The sequence below is a fragment of the Paenibacillus sp. LHD-38 genome (assembly GCF_031157315.1).
Taxonomy (GTDB): Bacteria; Bacillota; Bacilli; order Paenibacillales; family Paenibacillaceae; genus Pristimantibacillus.
Window position 1 is genome coordinate 1 of the sequence record NZ_JAVIFU010000073.1, and the last position, 22,119, is coordinate 22,119.

At 45.8% G+C, this 22,119-nt stretch carries 17 protein-coding genes; 13 read left to right on the forward strand and 4 right to left on the reverse strand.

All coding sequences use genetic code 11. The annotated features are described in order from the left end of the window. Window positions 1-412: 412 nt before the first annotated feature. Window positions 413-1,006 carry a PAS domain S-box protein gene (locus RCO25_RS31945; protein ID WP_309000107.1) on the reverse strand — a complete coding sequence of 198 codons (594 nt, stop codon included), beginning with the start codon at window positions 1,004-1,006 and terminating at the stop codon, window positions 413-415. Window positions 1,007-1,315: 309 nt separating this feature from the next. On the opposite strand from RCO25_RS31945, the gene RCO25_RS31950 reads away from it, so the two are divergent. From RCO25_RS31950 to RCO25_RS31975, 6 genes are all read left to right on the forward strand, one after another. After that, on the forward strand, window positions 1,316-1,930 hold the full coding sequence (locus RCO25_RS31950) for a TVP38/TMEM64 family protein (RefSeq protein ID WP_309000108.1): 615 nt from the start codon (window positions 1,316-1,318) through the stop codon (window positions 1,928-1,930). Window positions 1,931-2,069: 139 nt separating this feature from the next. Then, window positions 2,070-3,812: a sensor histidine kinase gene (locus RCO25_RS31955; RefSeq protein ID WP_309000109.1), complete on the forward strand. Its 1,743-nt coding sequence runs from the start codon at window positions 2,070-2,072 to the stop codon at window positions 3,810-3,812. A 17-nt stretch (window positions 3,813-3,829) separates the two neighbouring features. Then, window positions 3,830-5,284, forward strand: a complete 1,455-nt coding sequence (locus RCO25_RS31960; RefSeq protein ID WP_309000110.1) for a response regulator transcription factor — start codon at window positions 3,830-3,832, stop codon at window positions 5,282-5,284. 133 nt (window positions 5,285-5,417) lie between these two features. Then, window positions 5,418-7,115: a type 2 periplasmic-binding domain-containing protein gene (locus RCO25_RS31965; protein WP_309000111.1), complete on the forward strand. Its 1,698-nt coding sequence runs from the start codon at window positions 5,418-5,420 to the stop codon at window positions 7,113-7,115. A 78-nt stretch (window positions 7,116-7,193) separates the two neighbouring features. Further along, on the forward strand, window positions 7,194-8,132 hold the full coding sequence (locus RCO25_RS31970) for an ABC transporter permease (protein ID WP_309000112.1): 939 nt from the start codon (window positions 7,194-7,196) through the stop codon (window positions 8,130-8,132). Window positions 8,133-8,144: 12 nt separating this feature from the next. Further along, window positions 8,145-9,068, forward strand: a complete 924-nt coding sequence (locus RCO25_RS31975; RefSeq protein ID WP_309000113.1) for a carbohydrate ABC transporter permease — start codon at window positions 8,145-8,147, stop codon at window positions 9,066-9,068. Between the two features lie 96 nt (window positions 9,069-9,164). Here the strand turns inward: RCO25_RS31975 and RCO25_RS31980 are convergent, their stop codons facing one another. After that, window positions 9,165-10,757, reverse strand: coding sequence for a response regulator transcription factor (locus tag RCO25_RS31980; RefSeq protein WP_309000114.1), 1,593 nt, complete (start codon window positions 10,755-10,757; stop codon window positions 9,165-9,167). 15 nt (window positions 10,758-10,772) lie between these two features. Continuing rightward, the gene (locus RCO25_RS31985; protein WP_309000115.1) at window positions 10,773-12,509 is read right to left on the reverse strand and encodes a sensor histidine kinase; all 1,737 of its coding nucleotides are present in this window, start codon (window positions 12,507-12,509) and stop codon (window positions 10,773-10,775) included. A gap of 329 nt (window positions 12,510-12,838) precedes the next feature. On the opposite strand from RCO25_RS31985, the gene RCO25_RS31990 reads away from it, so the two are divergent. The 6 genes from RCO25_RS31990 to RCO25_RS32015 all read left to right on the forward strand — a co-directional run bounded on the left by RCO25_RS31990 (window position 12,839) and on the right by RCO25_RS32015 (window position 18,461). Next, window positions 12,839-13,768, forward strand: coding sequence for an ABC transporter permease (locus RCO25_RS31990; RefSeq protein ID WP_374992206.1), 930 nt, complete (start codon window positions 12,839-12,841; stop codon window positions 13,766-13,768). An 84-nt stretch (window positions 13,769-13,852) separates the two neighbouring features. Beyond that, on the forward strand, window positions 13,853-14,701 hold the full coding sequence (locus RCO25_RS31995) for a carbohydrate ABC transporter permease (protein WP_374992207.1): 849 nt from the start codon (window positions 13,853-13,855) through the stop codon (window positions 14,699-14,701). 65 nt (window positions 14,702-14,766) lie between these two features. Next, window positions 14,767-16,356 carry an extracellular solute-binding protein gene (locus RCO25_RS32000; protein WP_374992208.1) on the forward strand — a complete coding sequence of 530 codons (1,590 nt, stop codon included), beginning with the start codon at window positions 14,767-14,769 and terminating at the stop codon, window positions 16,354-16,356. Window positions 16,357-16,380: 24 nt separating this feature from the next. Further along, window positions 16,381-17,109 carry a ThuA domain-containing protein gene (locus RCO25_RS32005; RefSeq protein ID WP_309000117.1) on the forward strand — a complete coding sequence of 243 codons (729 nt, stop codon included), beginning with the start codon at window positions 16,381-16,383 and terminating at the stop codon, window positions 17,107-17,109. Window positions 17,110-17,125: 16 nt separating this feature from the next. Continuing rightward, complete coding sequence (locus RCO25_RS32010; RefSeq protein ID WP_309000118.1) at window positions 17,126-18,175, forward strand: Gfo/Idh/MocA family protein; 1,050 nt, start codon at window positions 17,126-17,128, stop codon at window positions 18,173-18,175. An 88-nt stretch (window positions 18,176-18,263) separates the two neighbouring features. After that, window positions 18,264-18,461 (forward strand): hypothetical protein, encoded by a 198-nt coding sequence (locus RCO25_RS32015; protein WP_309000119.1) that lies wholly within the window; start codon window positions 18,264-18,266, stop codon window positions 18,459-18,461. A gap of 921 nt (window positions 18,462-19,382) precedes the next feature. Here the strand turns inward: RCO25_RS32015 and RCO25_RS32020 are convergent. Continuing rightward, entirely contained in the window at window positions 19,383-20,348 is a 966-nt protein-coding gene (locus tag RCO25_RS32020; protein ID WP_309000120.1) for a hypothetical protein, read from the reverse strand. Window positions 20,349-20,571: 223 nt separating this feature from the next. On the opposite strand from RCO25_RS32020, the gene RCO25_RS32025 reads away from it, so the two are divergent. Beyond that, window positions 20,572-21,729 carry an MFS transporter gene (locus RCO25_RS32025; RefSeq protein ID WP_309000121.1) on the forward strand — a complete coding sequence of 386 codons (1,158 nt, stop codon included), beginning with the start codon at window positions 20,572-20,574 and terminating at the stop codon, window positions 21,727-21,729. Window positions 21,730-22,119: the final 390 nt, after the last annotated feature.

The window sequence follows — 22,119 nt, forward strand, 5'->3', positions numbered from 1 at the left end:
GGTCGCCTCGTTTCGGATGTTTGTAGGGGTACAAACAGTTTACCGAATAGGCGGCCTTTTTTCATCCCATTTTTTGGTTAATCAACAGGCCTGCAGTTTGTGCAACGTAAACCCTCAGAGCGAGCAAGTATCTAAGCTACGTTGTAGTTTGTACAATAGAATCCCCGGTTTAAGGCTCATTTTCGCGTCGAAGGCTGTTTCTGTTGTATTTTCTGCAGTGTAGCCTATACGGATGAGTGTTATGTAAGCTTTCTATTGTACTTTCTGCAATGGAATTTTGAGAACCCTTGGTGTTGGAATGACATCATCGTAATCTTGTTAGCAATCAGTGGGTCTTTGATCAGACCCATGTAAACGACAAGCATGAGGCTCGGGTAAACATACCCGAGCCTTCGTCTTTGAAAGTTAGCTTTTAGTGCTGCTGAGATAAAAACTCGCTTTTAGCTTTGTTGGTATTTTCCGTTGTTTCCTTGGCGATGAGTAACTGCTTTTGTTCCGTAATATCTTTGCATATCAAGTAAAAGCCGATGTTTTGCCTGTTCACGAAAATAGGAGCGATACTGGTAAGCACTTCGACCGTTTTGCCTCCTTTGATCATCAAAAAGGTAATATCTTGTTCTACCCTGTTATCGTGCAGCGCATCCTCGATAATCCGGGTGACATTGGCTTGACCGATTAAGTATGCGAGTTCCATACCGATTAATTCGGATTGAACGTTATAGCGCGTAAGCTTTTCGGCCATGTTGTTGGCGTTAATAATTCTGCCTTGCAGATTCAGCGAGATGACGGCATCATGATTATACTTTTTGAGAGAAGTATACCTTTCTACTGATTCTTGCAGCTTCTGCTCCGATTCTTTTTGACTAGAAATATCACTGAGTTGTAAGAGATAGTACAGCGGTTTGCCGGCTTCGTACCTGAAAGCCCGGATGGATAAGAGAGCCCACAGGATCTTGTGCGAGGATAGATCCATCAACTGCAACAAGAGCAATTCCAAAGGAAGCATAATTAAATACCTGTTCATTAAAAGAATGAGGGTCTAGATTAACTCGATGCACGGTTGGCCTCCATATGTTTTTTTATTTAATTTTTTGTCCAACGTGAGAGCGCTTTATTCTTTCGCCATTCTAGGATTGGATCATGCATGTAACCATATTAATTAATCATTTCACTAAAAATTGAAACAGAATCTGCTTCATAAACTGTTTTTTTTCAGTATTCTGATAGATGTCGTGATTGTATAAACTATTATCCGTTATTTAATGATAGAGTTAGGAAGATTGCAGGCTCTGTGGAAAGGAACGTGGGTTTGAAAATGATCAAATGGATTATTGCATCCCTTAACATCGCTGTTATGCTAGTCATCTTTTTGAATATGGATGTATTAATCAATTGGATAGATGCGAAAGAGAATAATGACTTCATCGTTGTCTTTGTTCTTACCGTAGGATTAGCTGCTGTTCCAGGCATCCCATTTGGATTAGTTGGTGCACTGATTGGAGCGAAGTATGGTTTATTATGGGGCAGCGTGATGAACATTACCGCCTCTACGCTGGCTGCTGCGTTCGTTTACTTCTTATTCCGTTATCTGCTGAATAGCCTGGGAACGGCATTAGTTAAGAGAAATACCTCATTTCGACGTATGCATGAATTCATCAAACACCATACATTCTGGGCGCTGCTCATTGCACGTATTATTCCTGTTATGCCTGCGGCGCTTATCAATTCGTATGCTGGCGTGTTTGGCTTGCCCTTTAAAATATTTATACTGTCGACACTCCTTGGAAAAATTCCTGTTATGCTCGTATTTGCTTATGTTGGGTCCAATATACGTTCGGGCTCTACGGCATGGATGATTGTCGTTGTTATTTATTCTCTATTTTTGCTTATGGTTTATGCAGTGTATCAATTATATTACATAAGAAAATAAATGATAAAAGCGCGAAAATAAAAAGCTAATTCAGATTGATTTCCAATTTATATTCGAATGAATGAAAGCCCTTCCTTGACAAGAAGGGCTTTCTCTTGTTTTCTTAGTATGTGCACGATATAGATGGGAGAGTTGGACCGTGAACCGATTTCGAAAGCTGGGCCTGATTCGTCAAATTCTTTATTTGAGCTTGCTAATGCTGGTTATTTTGTTAGTTTCATATGTCATATCCAATATGATCGCCAAACGGATTATCGAGGTTAAGGTTACAGAATCTGTAAGCCGGATCTTTCTGCAAGTGGAGGAGAAAATGAACAGCTTCGACTCCGACATGGAAGGCATCTCGACATTCCTGTTTTACAGCCCGACCGTACAAGCTTATCTGGCATCGGATGACGCCCTGTCGAGGATTTTGAAAAACCAGGAGGTGCTGTCCGTATTCGCGAACACGATCTCCCTGAAAGAAAATATACGGGGCGTTCAGCTGTACGACAAAGAGGGAAAATATCTGGCCAGTATCGGTATTGGTTCGGAGCAGTCCGTACCTTCAACGCTCCGGTCATTCGAATATTCGGGATTAATAAATACGGCGTTATCGGATCCAAGAGACAGTAAACGGTCTTTTTACGCCATAACGGCGCCGATCTATCAATTGGACTCGAACCGGCTCGTGACCGACTTTATGGGGGTCGGCCGTTTTTTTATGGATGCAACCAATTTTAGTCCGATTTTGAAAAGCGCAAAAGTGACGGACAACTCCCAAGTCATGCTGCTGGATCGCGATAACAGAACAATAGCGGCCGAAGGCAGCCTGGTTGACCAGGATTCGTTCCGGGTCGAGGAATGGGAAAAGGATGACCGCTACATTGTGCAAACGATTACTTTGCCGCGCTCGAAATGGAAATTGATAAGCCTTATTCCGCGCAGCGAGCTGCTTGCCGATTTGGATACCGTCAAGCGCTTTAACATTTTTACGTATGTCGTCATGTTTTTTATGATGTGTTTATTTTTATTTATTTTTTTTACCCGCATCCTGAAACCGATCAAAGAGCTAATGGACTTCATGAAAGCCTACCCGCGAAAGGGTGGAGAAAGCCGCTTTCTTGTCGTGCATCATAACGAAATCGGCGTCCTGGGTACAAATTTGAATAAAATGCTCGACGATATGGATTCCTTAAGCAAAGAGGTTCAGTCGACGCAGGCGAGAATGTATGAAATCGAGCTCACCAAAAAACAGATGGAAATATCGGCTTTCCGCAACCAGATTAATCCTCATTTTTTGTATAACACGTTGGAAAGCATCAGAGCCGTTGCTCTGTATTACGATGTCGAGATGATAGCCGAAATTTCAGCTTCCCTCTCCAGCATGTTCAGATACGCGGTTAAAGGAAGCAATTTCGTCACGGTCAGGGATGAAATTGATCATGCTAGAGAGTATGCCAAAATCATTGATTTCCGGTTCAGGGGACGGTTCGTCATCGAAATCGACGCCGCCGAATATTTGATGGAGGAGAGGATGCTCAAGATGATGCTTCAGCCCATTTTGGAAAATGCCGTTTTTCACGGCTTGGAGCGGAAGGTTGGCAATGGATCCGTCCATATCGGGGTGCAAATAACAACGCCGCAATACATTCAGTTCACGATAAGCGATAACGGCTACGGGATGGAAGAGCAGCAATATGAACAGCTTTTAAAAAAGCTGAAGCTGCATCATGAGCCGGGTTATATGAACAAAGATACCGATAATGGAATCGGTTTACTGAATATTTACCGGAGAATGAAGCTGTTTTACGGGGACGAGGCGGAGCTGCTCATAAAGAGCCGGCAGCATGAGGGCACCACGGTCATCTTTTCGTTTCCGACGAACGTGAAAGAGGAATAAGAGGGAGGAGCATAGATATGTACCGCGTATTGATTGCAGATGATGAGCCGTGGGTAGCTTACGGCATTACGAAGCTGATCGATTGGGAGAGCCTAGGTTTTACGATCATCGGGGAAGCCTTTGACGGATTATCGGCGTTGGCGTTCATCATGGAACATAAGCCGGATGTCGTCATCTCGGATATCCGAATGCCGGGACTCGACGGTATTCAATTGATGGACCATGTCCTAAAGGAAGGAATTGCGACAGAGGTTGTGTTTGTCAGCGGATATTCAGAGTTCGAATACGCCCAAAAGGCGCTTCAGCTTGGCGCGTTTGACTACTTGCTCAAGCAAATCGAGAAACCGAAGCTGCTCGAAACTATGACTCGTTTAGCGGATAAGCTGAACAAAAAACGGCATGCTTCAAAAGAGCTTGACCTGCTGCTGAACGATCTCTTTGGGCTGTTTGAGCCGGATAATAAAATTAAAATCAGCAATTTCCTGATGAATAAGGGGTATGATTTCGGTTACCCTCATTACCGTTTTATAACGGGATTGTACCAGGAAGGAAGCGAAGCCGGTATTAATGACGGTATTACCGCGTCGGAAGGCATCCATATCATCCGGTTTCGGACGGGGCAAAACAAGCTTTCCTTCCTGATCAATTACGATGAATTTAATGATCCGATCGGCCTGCTGGATTTTATTTCGAACAGCCTTTGCGCCTTTGATTCGATTGGAATAAGCAGCATTGGCCTTTACTCAACCCCGCTTGGCAAGCTCTACCAAGAATCCGACATTGCCTTGTTTAGCCGATTCAGCCAGCCGGATACACAAATCAACGAGTATAAAGCTCCGGAATCTTCGGCTATGCTGACGAAATCAATTTTGAATATCGAAGTTGCAATCAAAGAGAGAAAGCAGGATCTCGTAGGCAAAGGACTTGACGACATTTGCGCGGAATGCACTTCGGGGCGTTTGTATGTTGATCAAATTTCGAATGTGTACAATCAAATCGTCTCGCTTATTTATAAGTATTATTTAAACAGCCAGTCGTTAAATGAAATCGAATATTTGAATTATTACCAGATGGTTCGCCTATTCAACTCGCCGGAAGAACTGTTCGAGTCGCTAAAAGCTTTTTTTGAGCTTCAAACCGGAGCGAATATGGCTATCTCGAACGAGCAGGTCGGGAAGATTATCACACATATCGATTCCAGTTTTACGGAGGACATTTTGTTAAGCCAATTGGCTATGCAATTCAATATCAGCATGGGCTATCTCAGCCAATTGATCAAAAAGGAAACGGGCAAAACGTACTCCGAATATGTCATGGACAAAAGAATGGGTTTGGCAAAGAAACTGTTGAGCGACTCGACGCTTTCCGTGCACGAGGTGGTCGAGCGAATTGGCTATAAGGATTATTTCCACTTCAACAAGCTGTTTAAGAAGCGGTTTGGAATTACCCCAAGCAAGTACAGAAAAATTTAAGCTTGTGCGGATACGCTTTTTATATGGAATCGAACAAAACACCAAAATTCAAAAATAGAAACATATGGCGGAATCGGGAAGCGGGCTACTATAAGGATGTTGGAAGAATCAAAGAAGAATGGGGAGGTTGTTCTTGATTATGAAGGGGAAGTGGATAGCGACTTTATTTTTGGCGCTTGTGGTCGTGCTGGCAGGCTGCAGCAACGGTACAAATGAAACCGTTAACAATGGCGGAAAAGAGGCAGTGGAAGGAAACAATGGAGGTGCAAGCTCGACATCGAAAGCTGTATGGTTCTCGTCCATTGATTTCTGGAATCCGCCTACAACATGGAGCACGGATCCAAACACGGTGCAAGGCGCCATTACTGAGAAAACGGGATTGACATTTGAATTCAACATTCCGGCGCAAGACGGAGACACGAAACTGAACCTGATGCTTGTATCTTCAGGTGAAGCTTTCCCCGACGTCATTACGATCACCAATGATGTGCTGGGCAAGAAATTGATCGAGTCTGGAAAGGTTTGGAATCTGGATGAGTTTTTGAAGCAATATGATCCTGAATCCCATTTGTTAACGGACTTTCCGACTGATGTGAAAGATACGATTATTGAGCGCGATGGCGGCTTCTACGCTTACCCGAGCCATATCAATTCGGAAGAAGCAAGAGCACAGTATCCGCCTTCCGGACAATTTTACGTTGACTTGGTTGATTATGCTTCCAATAACACCTTGGTCGTCAACGAAAATCTGTTGAAAGAGGCCGGATTGACTTTGGAGGATATTAAAACCGAAAAAGGATTGCTTGCTGCTTACCAGAAGATCAAGGATTTGAATTTGAAGGTTGGCGGAGCTCCTGTTATTCCGTTACTTGTTGACGGGAAATCGTATCAGGACCCTACTCTGCAATTCCTTCAGGATTCGTTTGGCGCGATGGCGGTCGACAAGGATGGCAACTACAGAGACAGGCTCCTTGCTCCTGAAACGAAGCTAGCGTTAGAGTTTCTCTATAAAGCAAATAAGGCCGGTTATTTCGAGCCGGGCCAAATGACGGTTGATAACGCAGCCGTGAAGGCGGACATGGCATCGGGCCGCGTATTCACCTTCATCGGAAATTCGGCAAACACATCCTTTCAGTTAAATGACTATTGGACCTCATCCGGTCCGATCCTCTCGGATGCAGGAACAAAGCCGGTGCTCGGCAAGTCCAAGCGGGCTGGTGGCGGTTGGATGAAAACATTTATTTCGAAGTCGGCCAAAGAGCCCGAAAAGCTTGCAAAATGGTTGAGCTACATGAGCAGAAAAGAAGGCATGCTGACACATATTTACGGCTTCGAAGGCGTTGATTACACTGTAGACGGCGAAGGACATGTGATTAAAACGGAGAAGGGCATTAAAGACGCGGCTGATTACATGAAAACTGGCTTAAGCGCCTTCTGGCCGTTCCATCATACATCATTCTCTTACAGTACGCAGCAACCTCCGAATGAAGAAACGGATTTACAAGCGGTTACAGCCAATCGAGTACAATCTGCATACGGAAAATCGCCGGATACGGTGATTTATGATAATTCCCCATTAGTCCTGCCGGGAGATTTGTTCCCTTCCGACAGTAAATTCGCCAACGACGAGCTGCAAGTCAAGACCTATAAGGAAGCGCAAATTGCCAAAATCATTCTATCGAAGGATGATGCCCAGTTTAACAAACTATATGACGAGATGATCGCCCAGTTGAAGAAATTAGGCATCGAGCCGCTTGACCAGGAAAGAAATAAATACGTGCAAGAGAAGAAAACGGAATATTCGATTGACGTAAAAGGCATTAATTCTTAATGAAATGATATGGCAATGCCAAAGCGCAATGGGTAATCTCGAGCTTTGGCACTGTTATTGTAAGAATGGAGGGAAAGCATGGCACCGCGGAAACAAAAGGGATATAGACTAGGCTACGATTTCAAAACGCAGCTTGAACTGAAGGTAATGCTATTACCGGCTGTGTTTCTCATCTTTTTATTTGACTTTACGCCTCTATTCGGATTATTGATGGCATTCAAGAGCTATGAGCCTATTATGGGCGTGAAAGGTATTTTCACAAGCCATTGGAATGATTTCCAGCATTTTATCCGTGTTTTTCAAAATTTTCAATTTTGGCCAATGGTAAGAAATACGCTCGGAATCAATCTCCTGGGAGCATTAGTGACAATACCAGCCACTCTCTTGTTTGCGTTGCTTCTGAATGAGATCAAGCACCATAAATTCAAATCGTTGGTACAAACGGTCACTTATCTTCCTCATTTTCTTTCCTGGGTTATCTTCGGAGGCTTATTCATTACGCTGCTTAATACGAACGGAATTGTGAATTTCCTGCTTATGGAGCTTCATTTCATCGACAAGCCTATTCAATTTTTGGCGGACCCGAAATACTTCTGGGGGGTCGCGATCGGAACGGGGCTGTTAAAGGATATCGGTTGGGGAGCCATTCTTTACCTGGCGGCAATGTCTGGCGTAGATCAAAGCTTGTATGAAGCTGCCGCGATCGATGGGGCAGGGCGATTCAAACGAATGCTGCATATTACAATACCAGGGATATTACCGACCCTGATGGTGTTAATTATATTTGCCGCCAGCGGCATGCTGAATAATAACTTTACCCAGATCTATGTGCTCCAGAATACTTTGAATTTGCCTGCCAGCCAAGTGATCGATACGTATGTTTATCAAACCGGCTTGCTGCAATTCCAATTTGCGTCGGCAACAGCGATCGGTCTGATGAAATCAGTATTTGCTTTATTATTGCTGGTTGGCGCAAACGCGCTGTCGAAGAAATTAACAAAATCAGGACTGTTTTAAGGAGCGATTGATATGGTTGGAGGAAAGTCTTTAGGGGAACGCACGTTTAATCTATCAACCATCATCATCATGGTTATTCTGATGATTGTGACCTTATATCCGTTTTGGTTTTCATTGATCAGTTCCTTGAACAGCGGCGAGGACTTGGTGCGCGGTCCTGTATTTCTATGGCCGAGGGAGCTTACTTGGGCCAGTTGGCAGACGGTATTCGCGGATTCCGGCATGCTCAGGGCGGCTTGGATTACTGCTTCGCGTACGGTAATCGTCACCGTCACATCCATTCTGTATACGTCGATGTTCGCATATGCGTTTTCACGGTCTTATCTGAAGGGAAAGAAGTTCTACGTCGCGATCGGCTTTATCAGCATGTATTTCAGCGGAGGGTTGATTCCTTCCTTCTTGTTAATGAATTGGCTCGGGCTTTATGATCATTACTTGGTCTATATCCTTCCCGCGCTATTCGGGGGTTTCTGGAATGTGATCATATTCAACGCGAACTATAAAGGGATTCCTGATTCGTTGTTCGAATCGGCGAAGATGGATGGAGCGAGCGAGTTCAGAATATTTTTTCAAATTGTCATTCCGCTTTCGAAGCCGGTGCTGGCTGCGTTATCCGTATTTACGGCAGTTGGCATTTGGAACGATTACGGAACGACGCTCTACTTTACGCAATCTAGCGACCTGCAGACGCTGCAGTACGTCATTCTAAGGCTGATCCAATCCAACCGCGCCGTTGAAAATATGATGAGTACGGCTGAAGGGTCAAACATTGCGGTGTCGAACTTGTTAAACAATGCGCAGGGGCAAGGGCTCGTAACGGCGCAAACCATTGAGCTCGCGGCGATGGTCATCGCTTCGCTTCCGATGATTGCGATGTACCCATTCGCCCAGAAGTTTTTTGTAAAAGGCGTATTGCTTGGTTCGGTTAAAGGCTAATCGGGATGGCGCGCAAGGAAAAATAAGAGGAGTGCCCGGAATGTGATCAATCACCTTGATCATTCCGGGCTTTGCTTTTTCTATACCGCTCATCAATCAAGCTTTACCGATTTTCCTGTACTCCACAGGCGTACATCCGATTTCCTGTTTGAAAAGCTTAATAAAGTAGGAGTAATTCGCGTAGCCGATTTTGGCAGCAATGGCATTCACGGATAACGGAGTGGTTTCGAGCAAATGCTTGGCAACCTTGATACGGGCTTGAATAATATAGTTTCCTAATGAGATTCCCGTTTCTTTCTTAAATAACCTCGCCAAATAATCCGGATTGAGATAGACGATTTCCGCAAGGCTGGTTCTTGTCAGTTCATCGCCGCAATGGGTGCGGATATGATGCTTTATTTCTTCGACAACGGACTTCGGCTGTTCCGTGAAATCCCGGTAATCCGTTGCGGTGTTTACCAAATACCGCAAATATTTCTCCATGTCCTCGATCGAGTTCAAGGATTGCATAAACAATTGGTCATTGGTTCTACCCGTATACATTTTGTGCGCCTGAATCTCTTTGCTTCTGAGATAAGCGTACACCAGCTGAACCATATCGAGCCGGAACAAGCTGAGTACAGAGGCATTCAGCATCTGAGTGTGCGCGATCGATTGCAAATATTTATTCGTTTCCTCAAGAAAAGCAAGCGGTTTGTTTTGCTCCAGCAGCTGTTCCAGAAGCGTCAAATTCGGCGGCGTATAAAAAGCTTCCTGCTGCTGGTAATGCTCCAGCAAAAAGGTCTGATTGCGGTAGTTGATAATCTTCTCATTCATGCTGAGCAGGTCTTTCATCACCTGATGGATGTCCCCAAGCTTTCCTGCAGCCGCAATATTGCAGCATGCATCGCATTTGAGGTATTTATTCGCTCTTTGAATGAAGGTTGCGCAAATGCCTTCGACGATACCGGAATCCGGGTTGTCACGCCATTTCAGGATGGCGATCCAATTGTATTCCCTGAATTCCAATATGGTCTCGACCGTAAAACGGGCGTCCTGGAACAATTCATGCATAACGTTCAGCAGCGCAAAATCAAACAGGTCCTTATCTTTTTTCCCCAGGCTTTCCTCGTACGGGAATATATGAATATGCAATGGCAGCATGATATCCGCTAATCCATAAGAAAGATTTTGCTCCGCTATCAAAATCGAAATGTTCGCGGGGTTGGCGTAGGAGGTTTTCCCCGATATGAGTTTACGCCAAAAATGCTCGTGAACGTTTTTCTGATTTTTTTTCCAGAAGTAGCCTTCCTTAATTGCTTTGGCATGATCTTGCTGTTCATTGGCTTTTACGACCGCTTTCTGGATAATGAGCGACAGCTTGTCGAACTCGATCGGTTTTAAGAAATAGTCAAAGCTCTGCAGTTCAATCGCTTTCTGTGCGTAGTTGAAGTCGGCGTAATTGGTCAGGAATATGGTTTGTATGTCGTACTGCTCCTCCCTGATCCAAGCGAGCAGCTCCAGACCGCTGCCCTGCGGCATCTCGATATCGCATATTAAAATTTGGATCTTATTCTGCCTCAGCTGCTCCTGCGCTTGGGCGATGTTATAAGCAGTATAGACATGCTCGATCGACAACGCTTGCCAATTAATCTTCTTCTCCAGAGCGGTTACGACAAAGTAGTCGTCATCTACAAGCAGTACGTTCATTAGGCTTTGCTCCTTTCACAGCTTTTCCTGCGGGGGATGAGGAAGGTATAACGTAACGCAAGCGCCGCCGGAAACCGCATTGGAAAATTGGATTCTCGCCTTGCTGCGATACAAGTAATCCATTCGCTCCAGCGTGTTCATGATACCGATATGATTACCGTCCGACTGATCCAAAGGCATACCGCTCTCCAGCCGCTCCAATATTTCCCGGGTAAACCCGGGGCCGGTATCGGAGATACGGATGACAGCCAGCTCTTCCTCCGAATCCGGATTCAGCTCGACAGCCAGCTGGATTTGCACCTCAGTTACCCGGGAAACGGCGTATTTCACCGAGTTCTCGATAAAAGTTTGGAGGACAAGCGGCGGGATTTTCAAATGGCCCGTACCGTCAGCTTGGTCAATGCGGAACGTGAACGCATCCCGGTAACGGTGTTTTTGGATTTCCAAATAAATGCGGACATGGTTAATCTCATCTTCCAGCTTCACGAAATCCTGCCCGTTCTGAAAGATGTAACGGAAATAATTCGATGTGGAAATGCTCATGCTCTGAATTTCCTCGTACATTTGCATTTGGGCCATACTATAAATATTCGTTAAGCAGTTCAGAAAAAAGTGGGGCTTGATCTGCAATTTCATATATTCCAGCTGAATTCTTTGTTTCTCCAGCTTATGCTCGTAAATATCGATTTTAAAAATTTTAATTTGCTCGAGCAGATTTTTAAACAGCTTGTTCGCATATTCCAGCTCGACGATTTTATTCATTTTGAGATCGAGCGGCTTGCTGTCCTCATTAAACTGCGTCAAATTATACGAAAACTTTTTTAGGGGCCTTAGGATTAGAATATTGAAATAGACCATAAGCCCGCATATGGAACAAGCGACAATGGCAGCCAAGAGCATAATGAGCAGCTGGGCGATCATTATTTTTTCAAACGCACCGAATTTCATGAGCATCTTCACGCCGAAGGTCGCATTTGCAAATTGTCCGCTGACGGTGGTTTTGGTTTGCGTAAAGTCCAGAAGGGATTTTTTTTCCGCGTCCTTCCGGGCCGCCGCTTCTTCCTCATTTTTCGGGTTAACGATGATGTCTCCGTTCTGATCTACCAAGGAAACAAGGCCGTTGCTTTCTTGATCGATCTGCTGCAAGGGACGGATTAGGTTATCAGCGGAAATCAGGCAAATCATGTAGCTTTCATAATAAGGCACGATATTAATGATAAAATACTGATCATTTATGAGAATTGGAGACCAATTGGAATAAAATTTTTCTAACAGGTTTTTATCTTGAACATAGGTGAAAACCTGTTTTTTTAATTCCAGATAATCGGGATAGATAAGGCTTGTTGGCGCGGAATTCAAAAAATATTGCTGGTCTTTTAAATAGACAAAGAAATTGTATTTTTGATTATAATTTTTTTGAAGCTCGGAAAAACGCTTATACAGCTCTGTATTTGCCTTAATAAACTCGGTATCGTCGGGACGGTGCTTATTCATGGTTTTTACGTTGTCATCGTTTGCGAGCGTCCAGCCCATATATTGGTTGATATTGGAGAAATCAAGATTGATGCGATCGATGTACATATTAGCCGTATCCTGCAAAAATCGGGTGGTTTGCTGCTTAACGATTGAAATCGCCGAAATGCTGATCAGACAATCCAATACCAATACAGAGATTAGTATCAAGAGCATCACTTTTACATAGTGCCTAATCGGATAGGATTTGCCTGCCGTTGGTTTTTTCATATGTCTCATTTCGAGTCCTTTCATTCCGGATTAGCTGAAAAAAGCGGCTGTATCTGTTCGTAAATCCTATTATAAAGCTAATGCGGAGCAATTAGACATATCGATTCTCCGGTTTTTGATCCAAAGTCCGAAAAGAAACATAGAAAGTCTGGATAGTGTTATCGTCAAGGCTATCATCACGATTTGCTGGATAAGCCTATCCCCCTATATTCGCATAAAAGTCCGAATAACCGTTTCGGGAAGTCCGCATTGTTAAAAAAGAAGGATCTATAATAAAGAGGCAGAGAGAGCGATTGGAAGACATGGACCGAGAAAGAAGAAGGATGGGGGTAAACGCTTTGAAAACCAGCCAATTAAACATCAACATGCTGCATACAATCGGCCGGATAAGAAAGAACTGGGGCTTGTACATCCTGCTGCTGCCTGCCGCAGTGCTGCTTCTGCTATTTTCGTATAAGCCGATGTACGGCGTGCTGATTGCTTTTAAAGATTACAGCCCTGCTTTAGGAATAATGGAAAGCCCTTGGGCGGGATTCAAGTATTTCGAGAAATTTTTCAATTCCTATCAATTTTCAATTACGATTAAAAATACGCTGATCATTAGCCTTTACAGCATAGCAACCTTTCCGATCCCGATTATGCTTGCGCTGATGATCAATCAAATGCGCGTAAACCGTTTTAAGCAAGTGTTCCAGACCGTTACCTACATGCCGCATTTTATTTCTACCGTAGTGATGGTCGGTCTGATCCTGATCTTATTTTCGCCTGGCAACGGTCTCCTCGGAAATATTTACCGACTATTTGGAGCAGAAGCCCCTAACCTGATGGGATCGGCCGGGTGGTTCACCAGCGTTTACGTTTGGACGGATGTATGGCAGCATACCGGATGGGACAGCATCATTTATATTGCCGCCCTATCGGCTGTCGATCCGAGCCTTTACGAAGCAGCAAAGGTGGATGGAGCAAGCCGCTGGCAGAGAATTCGGTATATTGATTTGCCCATGCTGCTCCCGACGGCTATCACTTTGCTGATCCTTCGGATCGGGGGACTGCTTGGCGTTGGATTTGAAAAGGTGTATCTCATGCAGAACAATCTGAACATTTCCTCCAGCGAGGTTATTGCAACCTATGTATATAAAATCGGGATGCTCAGCAGCCAATACAGCTTTTCCTCGGCCATCAATCTGTTCAATACAATCATTAATTTCATATTGCTGATTCTAGTCAACCAAATGGCGAAAAAATACAGCGAAAACAGCCTGTGGTAACAGAAAGGAAGGATCATGATGAATGCACTGGAAGCGGCGGCGAAACCGGTCGTACAGAAGGGAAAAAGGCGTACCCTGGACGTCATGGAAATGTTGATATACTTGTTTGCGGGACTGATGCTGATCATCATCGTTTATCCGATTTACTTTATCGTGATGGCGTCATTCAGCGATCCGTCTGCGGTCGCAAACGGACAGATGTGGTTTTTTCCGAAAGGCTTTACGCTCGATGGCTATCAGGAGCTGTTAAAGCATTCTAACATTTGGATAGGCTACAAAAATACGATTCTGTATACGGCCGCAGGGACGTTAATCAGCTTGGCGATCAATGTCTCGGCTGCGTATGCGCTCTCCAGAAAGGACCTTGTCGGCCGCAAAGCCATTACGATGTTTTTTATCTTCACGATGTTTTTTAACGGCGGCTTGATCCCTACCTTCCTGACGATCCGGGACTTTCATATGTATGACACGTTTCTCGTCATGGTACTGCCTTTCTCTGTTGCCGTATTCAATATCATCGTGGCGCGTACGTTTTTCCAGTCCAGTATTCCAGGCGATTTGTGGGAAGCCGCGCAGCTCGACGGCTGCGGCAACCTGAAATATTATGTTCAAATCGTTTTGCCGCTGTCCAAAGCGATCCTTTCGGTTTTGGCGCTTTGGACGGCCGTAGGGTATTGGAATTCCTATTTTAACGCGCTGATTTATTTGAAGGATCAGGATCTGTATCCCCTGCAGCTTGTTCTGCGGAACATCCTGATTACGAACCAGATGCAGTCGAGCATGGGGACGGGCGAAGCGGCGGTCGTTGCCCTGCGTCTGGCCAATCTGATGCGCTACTCCGTCATCATCGTCTCTACGCTGCCGATTATGTGCATGTATCCGTTTGTGCAAAAGTATTTCAACCAGGGGGTGATGATTGGCGCCGTGAAGTAAGTCTGCCATTTGAAGATCAAAATAGGTTGAGGGGGAATTTTTGAATGGGTATCCAATCGAAAACAATGGGAAAAAGACGTTTGGTTATATTGCTTTTGAGCTTGATCATGCTGTTCAGTCTTATCGGCTGCGCAGGCAAAGAGGAGAATGCTCCGGCAGACAAAGGCTCCGATTTTAATAAAGAAGGACTGCCGATCGTAACGGCTCCTGTCACGCTGGACGTGTTGACCGTTCGTTGGGGCAATATGGGGGATACGTTCAAAAGCAATAAATGGCTGCAGGATCTTGAAAAAGAGAGCAACGTAAAAATCAATTGGCAGGTGATGTCCTCCAATGACTGGGGCGAGCAAAAGTCCATTATGCTGGCCAGCGGAACGCTTCCGGATATCATACTTGGCGATAACGTATTTTCGGATTCCGACATCGTAAACAACTTAACCTATTTCCTCCCGCTTGATGATTATATCGATGAGTATATGCCTAATCTTAAAGCCGCTTTGTTAGAAACGCCGGAGATGAAGAAAATCAGCACGTTTCCGGACGGGAAGATGTATTCGCTGCCCGCAAGACTGCCTTCGCGGCCTATGACTACGATGCAGCCTGTCATCAATAAATCATGGCTTGATCGCCTGGGTTTAGAAGTGCCGAGCAACATCGAGGATCTTTACAATGTGTTCAAAGCGTTCAAAGAAAAAGACCCGAACCAAAACGGAAAAGCGGATGAAATTCCTTTTAGCGGTTCGGTAGACATCAGCATCGATTTTCTGAACCCTTTCGGCATAACGGATTTGAACGGCAACAGCATGATGCTTAAGGATGGCGAGCCTACATTCTATCCCGCTGCAAACGAATACAAAGAAGGGCTCAAGTGGGCGCATAAATTGTATTCGGAAGGCTTGATCGATCAGGAGCTGTTCACGCAGGACAATACCATGTCTTCGGCGAAGCAGCAAAATCCAGACGCTGCCCTTATCGGTTTCTCGAATCAGTGGATACCAGATGCCGTCTTCGGCAAATGGAAGGATGAATATGCGACAATTCCGTCGATTTCAGGTCCAGACGGTAACCGTTACCAAACGGGGGATCCGGTAGGCTTAAGCTTGAGACGCAACGAGCTGTTGATCACGACCTCCAGCAAACATCCGGAAGTCGCGGCACGTTGGGCGGACCAGTTCTACACCAATGAAGCAAGCATTCAAAATTTCTGGGGTGCAATCGGCACGGTTATCCAGAAAAATGACGACGGCACTTACGCACTAATGTCTCCGCCGGAAGGCACAAGCGCGGATGCTTGGTACTGGGATCAATCCTTGCGGGATTTTGGCCCGAAATACGTAAGCCCTAGCTTCGAGAAAAATATCATTCTGGATGAGAAGACCGGTGACGGACTGAAGCTCGTGATTGATAAGCTCAGCAATGAGTATGTGACCGAGCCATTCCCGAATGTTATGTACAGCGCGGAAGAATTCCAGGAGCTGCCTACGCTTACTACGGATATTGACAGCTATGTTAAGACGACCCGCGCCCAGTGGATAACGAAAGGAAATATCGACGAAGAATGGGACGCGTATATCAAACAGCTTAATGCAATGGGGCTTAAACGGCTTGTAGAGATTCGTACTGACGCTTATCAGCGTTACTTAGACGTCAAGTAATAATCATGAAGGAGCATGCAAGCGATGGTAAAGGTAACGGTATGGAATGAAAATCGCCACGAGCGGACAAATCCGCTCGTAGGTGAAATATACCCGGATGGCATTCATGGCGCGATTGCCGGATTTTTAGCGGAAGCCGGCTATGAAGCGGGAACGGCAACGCTCGATGAGCCGGAGCACGGTTTGACGGATGAGGTTTTAAATCGGACAGATGTACTCATTTGGTGGGGGCACTTGGCGCATCATGAGGTTGATGAGGCCATCGTCGAGAAGATATATGGACGGGTGTTGAAGGGGATGGGCCTCATCGTACTGCACTCCGGACACGCGTCGAAAATTTTCGCAAAACTGCTTGGTACGCCGACAGGTCAATTGAAGTGGCGTGAAGCAGACGAAAAAGAACGGATTTGGGTGATTGATCCGGCCCATCCGATCGCTTCAGGGCTTGGCGAATATATCGTGCTTCCCCAGGAAGAGATGTACGGCGAGCATTTCAATATCCCGACACCAGACCAGTTGGTATTCATCTCTTGGTTTGAAGGCGGCGAGGTGTTCCGCAGCGGCGTTACGTACCACCGGGGGCAAGGGAAAATCTTTTATTTCCGTCCGGGCCATGAAACGTACCCGACCTACCACAATAAAGAGATTCAAAAGGTGATCATCAACGGCGTACGTTGGGCAGCGCCAAGTCATACCTGCGAACCCGTTTACGGCAATGCGTCTCCGCTGGAACCGATTCGACCGAAGGCATAAGAGAGGAGAGAGAAAGATGAGAAAGTTCCGGATCGGTTTGATTGGATTGGGGGGAATGGCCCAAGAGCATATAAGGTGGATGAACGCCGAAGGCCGCTATGAGATTGTTGCCGTGAGCGACGTATATGAAGAAGCGCTCTCCAAAGTCGGTGAACAGCTCGCAGTCGCGCCCGACAAGAGATATTCCGACTATAACCGTCTGATTGAAGACCCGGACGTTGACGCCGTAGTTTCGGTCACGCCAAACAACGTCCATGCGGAAATTGTCCGTGCGTGCCTTCAGGCGCGGAAGCCGTTCATGGCAGAAAAACCGTTTACCCGCGTGTTTGAGGAAGCCGTGCAACTGCTGGAATTGTACGAACAGCAGCCGATTCCGGCGATGCTCGCCTTTACGTACCGCTACACGCCGGCTTTCCGGTATGCGAGGGAACTCGTGCGGGAAGGGAAAATTGGCGCCGTTCGCAGCTTCTCCATTCAGTATTTACAGGGATGGGGCGCGGCACCAAACAATGTTCCCTATATTTGGCGGTTTAACAAAGAGATAACCGGTACGGGCACGCTTGGCGATTTGGGTTCGCATATGATCGATATGGCGCGCTTTCTCTTTGGCGAATTCGAGGAGCTGACGGCGCAGCTGCATACCATAATCGCCGAACGCCAGGATTCGGCAAGCGGGAACAGGGTCAAAATCGAGGTCGACGACTTTGCGAGCTTCCAGGCCCGGATGTCGGGTGATGCCATGGGCATCTTCCAGACGACACGCAATGCCATCGGATCGGGTAATCAGCACGAGGTGTCCATCTACGGAGATTTCGGTACGATTCATGCTTCAACGCTGCGTCCGGATCACTTGGATTGGGTTCGCGAGGAAGCACCCGGACAGCTCGCTAAGACCGTGATCGAAGTGCCAAAGCATTGTAAAGTAACGCAATACGCCGATTTCACGGCATTGCTCGAGGGGAACATACCCGATGGACTGCCGGGATTTATGGACGGCTACCGCAACCAACAGATATTGGACGCCATTGTCAGGGCAAGTGAATCGAAAACAGCCATTCATCTATAAGTTCATGCTTAAACACGATTATCCGGTTCAGCTGTGTGAGAAACAGAATTCAGAGAAAGCAGCCAGCTCCTTGTTGAGCGGCTGTTTTTTGTGGTTTATTAAATTCCGCCAGCAGCCTCAGCATAGGCTGGCTTTGATGCTCATTCTATTTAGGGCGGGGCTATCCGGCAATCAAGCAATCCGGCAAGCGATTGGCCTGCTTGAGCGAAACCATTCTGAAGAACGGCTAATAGACGTCCGGAGAGAACGTGGCTTATCGCACGAAATGCCAGTCGTACTCTTTTAAGACAGATGCTGCTGCAGTTGAGCAGAAACCGTCTTAAGTACGGCTAATATCCGCGCGGAGAGAACGTGGCTTATTATCGTACGAAATGCCAGTCGTACTCTTTTAAGATAGATGCTGCTGCTGTTGAGCAGAAACCGTCTTAAGAACGGCTAATATCCGCTCGGAGAAAACATGGCTTATCGCACGAAATGCCAGTCGAAGTCTTTTAAGATAGATGCTGCTGCTGTTGAGCAGAAACCGTCTTAAGAACGGCTAATATCCGCTCGGAGAAAACATGGCTTATCGCACGAAATGCCAGTCGAAGTCTTTTAAGACAGATGCTGCTACAGTGTAGTTTGTACAACAGAAATACGCCTGGCGCGGTAGCATCTGCTCTACATTGCAGTTTTTGCAATAGAATCCTCCGTTTAAGGCTTTTTTATCGGGTAGGAGGGGATTTCTGCTGTATTTTCTGCAGCGTAGTTTCTCCCGTGGAGTGCCATGTGAGATTTCTGTTGTACTTTCTGCATTAGAATTTAGCGCAGGTGCTGCTGGATTGAATGCTGAATGGTCTACTGTAATGGTGAAACGAGAATAATAAGCCAAAAAGGAAAAGTGCGGAAAACAAAGAAGATGACTCCGATAGGCACTGGGCCGCCAGAGACATCTTCTTTTATAGTATATAAGAATGAATCAGTTTTGATTTATCTTTCTGTTTCTATATCTCCGCGAAACGAGCATTTGCTGCAGAAGACGGAATCAGCGGATTACGACTGTGCAATTATGATACAAATTGCTTTGAAGGCTACAAGGCATGAGCGGATGGTTTGTCAGGTAATGCTGCATCCCATGCGGCTGCGGCGTCGCGAAATGAGCTGTTGGCACAGAGGACATCATCAGTCGATAACGCCTGTACACATATGATGCTGATTGCTATGAAGGCTACCAAGCATGAGTGGATTGATTGTCAGGTTTTGCTGCATTCCATGCGGCTACGGCGTCGCGAAGCGTGTTATTGCCTCTTGGAATCAACCATGAGCCATTGGTAACCTTATTTCCGGCATCGGAACCTGCGCTCCTCTTAACATGAAGGAAATTGGGAGAGGTAGGCACCGGATGGTAATGAATTTCGATCGGGTAGACGTTTACTTGCGGCATGCCAGGGACGGAATTGTCGGGAATTCTCACTGTGGCGTAAATATATACGGTCTCAGCTTTTACTTCTATGCTTCCCTCTGTAATGGTCGCAGAGGCTGGTTTTCCTTTAATCCAGGTTTTAATGATGGGATTGGATGCTGCCTTTTGAATGTCAACGGCCTGTTGAACGGTCTTCGGTGCCCCGGTGAATAGGGTAGCAGCAAGATTAACCTTAGGCGGTTTTTTCTTCTTTTCTTTTTTCGGCGTTGATACGGCTTCAGTTTTTGATTCTTCCGCTTTTTTTGGTTCAGGTTTAGGGGCGGAGGCTTCTTCTGCGGCTTTTGCTGTTCGAATCTCCTTCGTTTTCTCCGCTTTTATAACGAGAGCGTTAATACTGCTTTCCAATGCAGCGAGATCGTCGGCAAGTTCTAATAACCGATCAAAGCTCTCATCGTGGTAGTGATATAACTGAGAAAATACACCAAGCTTGCTTCCGTATAGCTCCCGCAATTTCTTAAACTTTTTTGCATCTGTTTTAGGAACATCAGCTTCGGTCATTCTTTGAATCGGTTTCGCTGAAGCATCGGCTTTCATCAGCTGCCGCGCGGCGCCGTTCCCGATGGTTCGCTGCAGTTGAATGAGCTGTGCCGCTGTATAACCTCCTGTAGAAGCGGATGCAAGCTGCTTAGGATGAGACACTGGTGAAGAATGGGGTTGTTGCGATACAGCCGCCTGTTTTTGAGCCGACTGCGGCGTAATTGTATTTTTCAAAAAGGCCGCCTCCTAGTATCCGAATACCATTGGCTATTCATAGATTTACAGTAACATAATATGGTAAATGCCTCAATGCAACTTCGCTTGATTTCTTGCTGCCTGCGAATAGTTAGGGAATGGCGGCTAATCTGTTATACTAAACAAAATTAATCAGTGTCCTCATTGGAATAAATTTAAAGGACACTGCTGATTCAATAAAATGCGAGGAGCTTTCGAGTTGATGCAAGCCTTAAGATTATTACGAAGCTTTAACTTTCTGTACTTTGCTTTACTCTCCATGTTTATTACGTTTTTGCCTGTCTATCTAGATGAACAGGGCTTAAAGCCGGCGCAAATTGGCTTCATCATTGGTACGGGAGGCTTTGTTACGATAATCACCCAGCCGCTGTGGGGAATTATTAGCGATAGAACGAAGACGATTCGCAAAATATTGCTGCTGCTGCTTGTTCTATCCAGCATTATTGGTTATGCGCTCTACAGCTCCAGCCATTTTATATTGCTTATTTTGTTTGCGATGCTGATGTATTTTTTCCTGATGCCGATCGATCCATTGACGGAAAGCCTTAACTTCTCGGTATCCGAGGCTTCGAACGTCAGCTATGGCTCGATCCGTACGTATGGTGCCTTGGGTTATGCGGTCACCTCGCTGCTCACGGGCTATGTGATGTCTTATTTCGGAGCTAACAGCCTTGCTTTGCTATTTGCTGCCATTGGTGCTATTAGCTTTGCCGTAAGCTGGCTGATGCCAGATGTTCCCGTTACTGGCAAGCCCGTTACGTTGAGCTCCCTGAAGCAATTCATTGGCAATAAAGAAACGCTTATGTTTCTTGTGCTGATCTTTGTTTGTTCGGTTCCGGCGCGGATGAACGATACGTTTCTCGGCATTTACATCCGGGAGCTTGGCGGGAGTCCCGAACTGGTCGGACAGGCTTTCTTTTTGGCGGCTGGAAGCGAGATCTTGGTCTTTGCTTTAAGCTTTTGGTGGCTGCGTAAGGGGAAGGAAATGCTGCTAATATCGACCTCAGCTGCGTTTTTCTTCATTCGGTTTTTCATTTCGGCGTGGATCACCGATCCGCATATGTTAGCTTATTTGCAAATTTTGCAGCTGCTGACGTTCCCGGTTTTTTATTCCGCGGCGATTCAATATTTGTACCGAATCGTACCGGTCGAATGGCGGGCTACGGGCCAAACGGTGCTTGCACTGCTCTTCTTCGGCGTTTCAGGCATTCTGGCCTCCTATTTAGGAGGGTCCATCTATGGCCTGTTCGGTGCCAAAACGCTTTACCTAACGATAGCGGGGATGTCCTTTGCCGGCATGCTGTTTGGACTGGTATTGTACCGGGTGTATGAAAAGAAGGGAAAAGCGGAAGCGGTATAAAGCTAAAGCCACTGCCGTAACTGTGGAGAAGATTAGGGCTTCAGGTCGCATTTGATGCATGCGGTAGAAATAGGGAGATAAAGGCGAATGCCGAAGCTCCTCCTGCTCGAAACGTTTCTAAGGCGAATGCTGTCTCCTCTGGTTCGACTTCTCACCTTCGTTCTTTCGTATTGTTCTATTCTTTTTATTTAGATGGAATTTCTCCCTTTAAAATGATGAGAAGCGACGTTTTTAATCAATTAGACGGAATTTCTCCATCTAATTCTAATGAAACTCAAACTTCGCAGCTAGGAATCGACAGGTAAGCCTTGAGGTAGCTAGGTAAGCCGGCGATCCATTGTTGGAGTTGACTTTTAATCAATTTTGAAAGTTTTTTGTTTGCGGTTGTTG